The sequence below is a fragment of the Lysinibacillus antri genome, from assembly GCF_003977595.1.
Taxonomy (GTDB): domain Bacteria; phylum Bacillota; class Bacilli; order Bacillales_A; family Planococcaceae; genus Ureibacillus; species Ureibacillus antri.
Window position 1 is genome coordinate 98699 of record NZ_RYYR01000013.1, and the last position, 6338, is coordinate 105036.

Consider the following 6338-nt stretch of genomic DNA (forward strand, 5'->3'; position numbering starts at 1 on the left):
TATTACGATTTGCTTTTTGTAATATTGATTTATCGTACTTTGGAAATACATCGTGACAGATATTACAGGCGTATTAATGTAAAGCATAATTATAATATAAGAAATAGTGTAGAAAAGCAGGTAAGCTCCATCCATAGAAGGAGCTTACTTACTTGGATAGACCCACCAACATCCATATGTTTCCATAAACACTCTGCACATTGTAAAGCGGTCGCGTGGTTGGATTTATTTTAATAAATTGAAAAAAGCAGACGATTTAGAAGTCGATAAATTACTCCTAAATCGTCTGCTTTTCCTTTAATTAATTTATACGGATTGTGTACTTAAGAATACCAAATTGCCATTTTTATTATTAGTCTTTATTGAATTCCAAATAGAGTTATTTGAATATTCTTCAATTTTGTTGTGTATTATGGATGTGAAACCAGGTGCATATTCTTCCCAAATGTCTTTTGCATCAAATAGTAATTCTTTTGAGGTTTTAAAATCTTCTTTATCGTACATAATTTCTGAATACCATAAATAGGCATATCCAAGATTAGTAAAAGATGAATAAGATGAATCTTCTAGTAGTAATTCAAGCGATTGTTTGATTAATGTTTCAGCTTTATCAAAATCTCCAAGTTTATGGTAGCATTTAGCGCAGTTGCCTAGATATTCTGCTTCTTTAACTGAAGTATCTTTAAGTTCATTAAAGAGTGATAAGGCTTCTTCTACTTCTCCAAAATCTCTTAATGATAAAGCTCTAGTATATTTTATATCTCTATGTTCAGTAAAATTATCTAATGAATTGGCTAATTTTTCATATTCATAGCTGTAATGAATAGATTTATTGTAATTTCCAATTCTCCATTCCACATCGGTTAGTAAAGTTAAATAACGAAGATATGGAAGTGTGTTTGGCTCAACTAAAGTTTCATACTTTTTTAAGTAGTTTTCATATGTTTTATCACCAAAGTATATTAGCTGTCTTATTAAACTACGTAAAAATAGGACGCTTTTTGATCTAAATGCTATTTTATGTTCATTCCAATCTATAGAATCCAAAATCCTGCATGAAATTGAGAGTGATTGATGGTGATAACCATTATCTAATAATGCATTCTTGTATTGTTCCATAAGGGTCAATGCCTTAGCGCTGTTTCTGGAATTTAAGCATGTTTCGAGAGATTCTAATAAAGCACTAGGTGAGGGAATTGTTGACCCTGTTAAATCAGTATTTTTATTGAATAGTATATCAACTATATTTCTAGGTAAAAATACATAAAGTACTTTCTGAACGTATTGTTCTTGTGCTGAAGGTGTATAAGTTTCATGTATAAATTCGCGTACTAAAGGATGCACCTGATAAGAGGTAATATCGTTAGAAACGCTTTCGTGAGGTTCTACTAAACCAAAACGTTCAAGTCTACGTAGTTCTTTACGAATTTTATCGGGACCATTCTCTAAAATAGAAATTTCCAGTTGATTTAGTGGACGATGGGCTTCTACTAAATATCGTAATAGTCTTTGACGATCTTTGCTTAACTGATCCCATACACTTTTAAAATATTCTTGAAGTCTAGCCCGTTCATAAACTTGTCCTACTGAGTAATTCTCGATTAATTTTTTAAAGTTATCGCGCCCTGCCGCCACTTGTCCGGCAATTAAACCTAACCAGTATGGATGTCCTTGAGTCATTGAGATTATTTTATTACTATATTCAACACTATTGTTTTTTTCTAATTTTATTCCACGTTTATTAAAAAATTGTATTCCATCTTCTTCTGAAAGCCCGGTCAATTTTATACTGTGAAAATCCGCATTATGGTATATAAGAGATGGTCTACAAGTAAAAATAATAAAGCTATTATGCTCTATATTTAAAAAGCAATTTAAAAATGGTTCAAGCTCTTTAGAAACTTGTTCTGTATCTACATTTACATAAGCATCGATATTATCAAATACTATTAATAGTTTATATATTTTTAAATGTGCCTCAAGCCTATTAATTGTATCTTCAAGTTTTTCGTCTCTGTATAAAGAAACACTCTCCTTCCCATCTGTTAATTTTTCTAGAGTTTCAATTATTTTATAATGTAAAGAGTGAGGAAGTTCTCGGCAATCTATCCAAATTCCAACATCATATTTTTTGTTGGAACCTCTAGAATATCTTCTTAAAATTTCAGATGCTAAAGCAGATTTACCTTGTCCACCAGTACCTGTAATTGCTAAAACAGAAATTTTTTTAGATTCAATTAAAGTGAATTCTTCTTCACGACCTACCCAATCTGACACTTTTTTAATCGAGTCCACTTCAATAGAGGAAATGTCAAAATTATCAGCATAATTATTCTTAAGTAAGGTATGATTCTGAGGATATATGTTTTTCGTAAAACTACCATCCTCTCCAGCAATTTGGTAAAGTTGAGTGTCTGCAACAAAATATCCATTATCAAGGGATATTCTTAAATATGTTGTAAGAAGGTTATTTTCAAAGTTAAAGTTATAAATAGAATAGCGGCATTGTCCATTTTTAATTTTACTTAATCCTTTTTCTCCTTTGTTTGGATAGCCTATCCCTGTTACTAAAGATGCTAAAGTTGAATCAGGTGTAGTTGTAGTCTCAATTTTTCCAGTATGAATATGTCCATTTAATATGTAATTAGCTTGTATGTATTTTGTATCGGTTAAGTAATGTGTTAAAAGCTTCTGTTCATCTGTAGTTAGCCAATCAATAGGGTGATGCATTAGAGCAAAGGTTAAATCAGTTGGTTCTGTTTTATTTATTAAAGAGCGAATTCTTTCTAATTGCCATTTTCCAATTTTTAAAAGACCATAGTCTTCATTGTCTAGAGAACACCATGAAGAATTTATTAATAAAAATCTAATAACTTTTGAATTAATTTCGAAAGTTGTTACAGCTCCTCCTAAATTTTCGTTTAGGAAATCTTCTCGCCCAGTAAAATTCTTAACAAATGTATTAAAAGAATTGAATCTAGAGCTAGCTAAATCCCAATACTCAGTTGCTAAATCTTCTTTAAATAGATCTTCTGACGATTTATTATGTAGTTGATGTTTTATTAATGATTTTCTAGGTATATCATGATTACCAGGGACAAATAGGAATTTTTCTTTTTCGATTTCACATTTACTAGCTAGCTCATTAAAAAATTCCTCAGCAAGTGCATATGATTTGTCACCAGTGCCTTTGTCAATTATGTCACCTGTCATTGCTACTATATCAATTTTAATATTTTTGTTTTCTTTAATTTTATTGATATCCTCTATAAGAGATTCTCTCAAAATGGAACAACTAGAATCTTCATTAAAATTTATATGTAAATCAGAAAGGTGCAATATATTAACATTATTCACCTTAGACCACTCCTTACATTTCGTGTATATTAATGAAAATAATACCATATTTCTAACACTCTGAGCAATTTATGGAGATGTATTTTGAAGGAGCAATTAAGCGATTATATGTATTTGTTAAACTATAGCAGAGTCACTTTTATATGAATATAATGCTAACTTCATAGAGTTAGGGGCGTAGCATCAGTAAAGAACTTGCCGAATGGTTGTAGGTTGTTTTTTTGCATCGGTTCAACTCAACTTCCCTATTATTTAGTGGGACTTAAGGGAATTCACAAAGTTATTCATTTTATGTTTTTTTCTTGTCCTTGTCCCAACCATTAAAAACGACAGTATTTTGTCAGAAAGCGGCTCTAACAACCTTTGAGGATAAAGAGTGAGTAGAAAATGTTTATTTTAACACTTCAAAAGGTGCGGAAAAAAGCGTGAAAAAAGAACGACTTTATTTTAACCGCCACGTTGGAAAGCGGGTTGGTGTGGGGTAAAAATGTAGGGAGTTTTTTAAAACTCCACATATTAATAGACCTCGCACGTACATAATTCATAAAAAACTCTGGATAGTAAACACTTATTTTGATATATAAGTAATTTGAAATTACACATTTCCTAGTCTGGCTCTGAATTCGTAAAAAGTCTTTTGCGAATCCAGAGTCTTTTTTGTGAGGAACCTGTGCCAATTTAGAGTGAGGTACCAGCATAGTTGCAAAGAGTCCTCATGTTTATAATATACAGTCGAATCTTTGGCGTAAGAAACTAGGGTGAAAATTATGAAATGAATAAATAAGGTTAATAGAATTATTATTTCTGCTACATATTGATGGTATAAAAAAATGTAAATACGTTAACTCGTCCAGGACATGTTAAGAACTAAATTAAGAAAGATTCCGTGGAAAAGAATGTAGGTAACCCCTCATACAAATGTATAGGGAGATAAATTTCTTCATTACCCCGATATTCACACTACTTAAAAACTTTCTTTACATGGAGAATATTATAGTTAGGAAATTTGGGAATTTAGGGAAAGTACCCTTAAAAAATCACTTGATATTATATACTTTAAATAGAGGTGATGAGAGTGAGTATAGGAATTAAAGTAAATATTTCGGAAGAACAATATCAACAGCATGGAGAAGTGATTTGTGCTACTGTGAATAAATCCTTTACAGAGATGGTAAGTATTGCTAGATGGAATGGTTCAGAGAATTTGCAAGATTTAGGTGAAAAACTCATTCAAGCTGCTTTAGCACAACGTAAGGAAAATAATAAGCAACCATTAGAAAAAGAATCATTTACCTTACTAGGTAAACTAAATGGTTACCAAAGTGGAAAAATACCAATAGGACAACTACTACAAGAATATAAGAGAGATATTGCAAAGCAATCAGAATCAGTACGCAAAAGATTAAGTAGTCACTGTTCTACAGATGTTACTCAATTTTTGGGTAAGCCAGATCGTTATGTAAAAGCTTTTTTTGAAGTAGCTGAAGTAATAGCATATGCATTTGAAGGAGGTTACTTAACATTAAAAGAACCAACTAATGCGCATTTCTTTGTTAACAAAATTAGGGACGTTAGTGACAAATTGGAAGTTGATTTGAGCAAAATTATAAGTGGACAGATAAACCAATTAAAGGAGAATTTAAATTTGGAATTAATGAGACTACAAGATACATTACCATCATACAAGATGTTAACAAAGGTTCAAATTTGGAATCGCTTATTGGGAGGCCTATCAACTGAAGATGCATTAGATTCAATTAGTGATGAACATTATGAAATATTTAATGAACAGGTACACAATGTATATGTAACAGCATCGGAACTAGCGTTATTTACATTTTATATTAATGAAGGATTTATAGAAGAAATGGTTGTAATCGCTATAAAACTATTTGGTGGAAAATATTTAATGGTGAATTATTCAACTGTTGAAAATGAATTAGAAATCTTACATCTATCCGATTCTAATAGTTTTGTAGATAAATTTCAAGAAGTAGTGGATGAATTTTATAGTCAAATTCCGTTAGAATATCATACTACTCCGATGAACGAAAAACAAAGAAATATTTTAATGAATCAGTTGTTACTATAAATAGATGTTTAAGAAGTAGGTATTTAATGTGCTAGTTTGCACTTCAATTAAGAGTTCAGAAGACTGAGTTATAATAATGTTACCAAAAGCTGTGGATGACATTTTGAAAATCGCACATTCCACTATAGATTTAAAGGAAGAAATTAAAACATAAAAAGGTGGAGAGTTAGCGCGTTTTATACGAAAAAATATATTCCAGATTTTCAGATTTGTTAACGAGTGCAGAGAAAGACTACATAGAAAGGCAGATGGAAGAATCGATCGTGAATATGACAGTGGATAAAATAAAGCGATTATTATCGGGCGAAAACATAGATTGGTTAACTGATAGAAAGGATGAGGAAGATGTTTACGTATTCATATTCAATTGAAAAAACTGGCACATGTTCAAAATGTCAAAATGAACTATCATACGAAAGTGGATTAAAAGCAGTTTGTAATCAGTGTAAAACAATTAATCATGAATGTCCGCAATGTCATCAATTGATTTCGAATAATGATTCAACACACCGCTGTGATAAGTAGAGAGAAGAATTAAAAGGTGGAGTAACCTATGATTCCGCCTTTTTCTTTTATATAAAAATTACTTTTCACTATTTAATTTACCATAATATACCTTTAAAATGGTATTATGGGAGGGGTGGATTTGTGAAAAAAATAGGAGTTTTGTTATCGCTAGTATTACTGATGTCCGCATGTACCGAAAAGACTGAAGATAAACCCGTAGATGCAGAAACTTCCAGCATTGATTTAGTACCATTTGAAAAACAACTGAGCCAATCAAATCAATTAGTTGGTTATGGCAAACTAAAAATGTACCTTTCGGACATTAATTTGTGCATGAAAAAACCACTTGTCAACATTATCCAATAAAGTTACACTCCTCGTT

General features: G+C 31.1%; 3 protein-coding genes. 2 read left to right on the top strand and 1 reads right to left on the bottom strand.

Going from position 1 to position 6338, the window contains the following annotated elements:
• Positions 1–306: 306 nt before the first annotated feature.
• Complete coding sequence (locus EK386_RS11350; protein ID WP_158674415.1) at positions 307–3357, bottom strand: metallophosphoesterase; 3051 nt, start codon at positions 3355–3357, stop codon at positions 307–309.
• A 1075-nt stretch (positions 3358–4432) separates the two neighbouring features.
• Between EK386_RS11350 and EK386_RS11355 the strand changes: the two genes are divergently transcribed.
• Both EK386_RS11355 and EK386_RS11365 read left to right on the top strand, forming a co-directional pair.
• Positions 4433–5449 (top strand): hypothetical protein, encoded by a 1017-nt coding sequence (locus EK386_RS11355; RefSeq protein WP_126659286.1) that lies wholly within the window; start codon positions 4433–4435, stop codon positions 5447–5449.
• 648 nt (positions 5450–6097) lie between these two features.
• The gene (locus tag EK386_RS11365; RefSeq protein ID WP_126659288.1) at positions 6098–6322 is read left to right on the top strand and encodes a hypothetical protein; all 225 of its coding nucleotides are present in this window, start codon (positions 6098–6100) and stop codon (positions 6320–6322) included.
• Positions 6323–6338 lie beyond the last annotated feature (16 nt).